At 48.7% G+C, this 2762-nt stretch carries 3 protein-coding genes and 1 pseudogene; 3 read left to right on the top strand and 1 reads right to left on the bottom strand.

What is annotated here, in order from left to right; translation table 11 throughout:
• Positions 1-47: 47 nt before the first annotated feature.
• Positions 48-527, bottom strand: a complete 480-nt coding sequence (locus L5656_RS11170; protein WP_297202958.1) for a GreA/GreB family elongation factor — start codon at positions 525-527, stop codon at positions 48-50.
• Positions 528-930: 403 nt separating this feature from the next.
• On the opposite strand from L5656_RS11170, the pseudogene L5656_RS11525 reads away from it, so the two are divergent.
• From L5656_RS11525 to dusB, 3 genes and pseudogenes are all read left to right on the top strand, one after another.
• Positions 931-1017, top strand: a pseudogene (locus L5656_RS11525) (IS200/IS605 family transposase); the annotation flags it as partial.
• Between the two features lie 22 nt (positions 1018-1039).
• The gene (locus tag L5656_RS11165) at positions 1040-1807 is read left to right on the top strand and encodes a type III pantothenate kinase (RefSeq protein WP_297202956.1); all 768 of its coding nucleotides are present in this window, start codon (positions 1040-1042) and stop codon (positions 1805-1807) included.
• A partial coding sequence (gene dusB / locus L5656_RS11160; RefSeq protein ID WP_297202954.1) for a tRNA dihydrouridine synthase DusB occupies positions 1788-2762 on the top strand: 975 nt, incomplete at its 3' end. The genes L5656_RS11165 and dusB, both read left to right, overlap by 20 nt.

The following is a 2762-nucleotide window of genomic DNA, read 5'->3' as shown; positions in this document are numbered from 1 at the left end:
AAGCTACGCCGGATTTTAAAACAGGCCGGTCTCCTTTCTTTCCTCCATTAGGTCTTAGAAGGCGTATTTTTACTATCTATGGGTGAAGAAGGGAATTTAATCGACTTTATTTTGTAACGGAACACCCCTGCTGGGGCATGAACAGTCACTTCATCCCCGGTTCTCTTTAACAACAACGACCTACCCATCGGTGACAAATATGATATATCACCACTTTCTACGTCGATATCGAAAGGACTTACTATACGAAAGCGGCTAATTTCCCCGGTATCTAGATTTTCCACTTCAACTTCGCTGCCGAAGATAACTATGGGGAGATTAGTATTAGTTGTTTCTGATTTAATCGCGTTTTTGATGAGCTGTTCTACTTGTCTTATATAATTATCGAAAAGTTTCTCCAGATCGCTACGCTCCTTCGAAGGGCGAGGGAAATATTGTTCTAGAAGTTTTTCTTTCTCCTCTTCAATATTTACAAGGTGCTTAATCAAGTTTTCAAAAATTACTGGTGACAACCTAACTTTATCCATATCCACTTTATTACGCCTCCTGCCCATTTAATGGAAAATATCCTATATAAAACACAAGGGCGCTTCGCCAGATGGCGAAACACCCTGATTTGCCATCAGTCTATCATAAATTACAGCCGTTGTCAACTATGGTAGGCAATTCCATTTTATTGCAACAGTTAAATTTTTTTACATTGGTACCGTAAAAGAGAGTAATGCTTGTCGGCAGTTGCTGGTAAGGTTAGAAAGAAGTTTGTAGAAAAGCAGGCCGGTAAAGTAAGCTGGTATTTTAAGCCTTAAAGCTCCTGTTTAGAAAAATGGGGGAGCGCGAGGGGGCAGTAATCCCCCTCAAATTATTGAGGGGATACACGGACCTCCTCGTCCTAGCATTCACAACCATTGCGCAGTATGTTACCATAATGGCATGAAGAAGGAAGCTTGGAAATCAACTGACACAGCAGTTTACAACATTAACTACCACTTCGTATGGTCAACGAAGTACCGCCGTAAGAGGAAAGCGGGGTTGAAGAAACGTGCTTTTGGCCATAGACGTGGGAAATACAAATATCGTATGCGGGGTATACCGGGGTAAGGAGTTGGTTTATCACTGGAGAATGGCCAGTGACCCCCGTAAAACGCCGGATGAATATATCCTGGCCTGGTACCATTTCTGCCAGTACCACGGGCTCATTCCCCAGGATATAAAGGACGTAGCTTTGGCTTCAGTAGTGCCAATATTAACCCAGAGCCTGACGGAAGCAGCCGAGGGGCTTTTCGGTATTAAGCCTCTAGTTATAGGGCCGGGGGTGAAGACGGGGATGCCCATCCGCTTCGACAATCCGCGAGAGATCGGAGCTGACCGTATTGTAAACGGTGTGGCGGCTTATGAATTGTACGGCGGGCCGGCCATTGTAGTGGACTTCGGCACAGCTACCACCTTTGATGCCATTTCGGCTAATGGCGAATATCTGGGTGGGGCCATCGCCCCCGGCATAGGTATCTCTACAGATGCCCTTTTCTACCACGCGGCTAAACTGCCCCGGGTGGAGCTGATAAAACCGCGCAGTATCATCGGTAAGAACACTGTTACCTGTATGCAGGCGGGAATCATGTACGGCTTCATAGGTCAAGTGGAAGGTATCGTCCAGCGCATGAAGGTTGAGCTGGGAGGAAATCCTATAGTGGTTGCCACTGGGGGTTTAGCTTATCTTATTGCTCCGGAAACACCAGTCATTGATAAAGTTAATCCTTGGCTTACCCTGGAGGGGATACGTATAGTTTATGAGCGGAACAGGGTATAACCGGGTTGAGGTTTCCCTTAAACTGGGCAGCTTAACCCTTAGCCCTCCTGTGCTGGCTGCTCCCATGGCCGGATTTACAGATAAAATCTTCCGCCAGATTTTAAGGGAGGCGGGAGCTGCCCTTACCTATACCGAAATGATCAGCGCCCAGGGGTTATACTACAAGAATCAAGCCACCTGGGCGCTTATGGATCTAAAGGGAGAAGAAGGGCGGGTAGCTGTACAGCTTTTTGGCCGGGAACCCGAGATAATGGCCTGGGCAGCGCGGGAAGCCGTCCGGGCAGGGGCTCTACTGGTAGATATTAATATGGGTTGCCCCGTGCCTAAAGTCGTCCGTAATGGGGAAGGGGCGGCTCTAATGAAGGATCCCCTCCGGGCCCAGGCTATAGTAGCTGCAGTAGCCGAGGCCATCTCCCCTGTACCGGTTACGGTTAAGATGCGCAAAGGCTGGGACGATACAGAAGTTAACGCTGTGGAAGTTGCCCAAAGGGTGGCTGAAGCCGGTGCCCGGGCTGTAACTATACACGGGCGCACCCGGGACCAGTTTTACAGCGGAGCAGCCGACTGGGAGATCATAAAGGAGGTCAAGGAAGCGGTAAGTATTCCTGTTATAGGTAATGGAGATATTTTCACCCCGGGGGATGCCCTGCGTATGCTTGAGACTACAGGTTGCGATGGAATAATGATCGGCCGGGGGGCTTTAGGGAATCCTTGGCTCTTTGGCCAGATCCGGGCCCTCTTATCCGGCCAGCCCCTTCCTCCACCTCCTACTCCGGAAGAAAGGCTTAATATGGCCTTGAGACACTTAAGATATACCGTAGAAGCCAAGGGAGAAGAGCGCGGGGTTAAGGAGATGCGAAAACACCTAAGTTTATATTTAAAAGGATTGCCCCACGCTGCCCGTATCCGTGAGGCTATAAACAAAGAAGGGAGCTTACCAGGGCTTATTCGGATT

It is taken from the genome of Thermanaeromonas sp., from assembly GCF_021890735.1.
Taxonomy (GTDB): Bacteria; Bacillota; DSM-521; order Neomoorellales; family Neomoorellaceae; genus Thermanaeromonas.
This window is presented reverse-complemented; position numbering and strand designations above follow the sequence as displayed.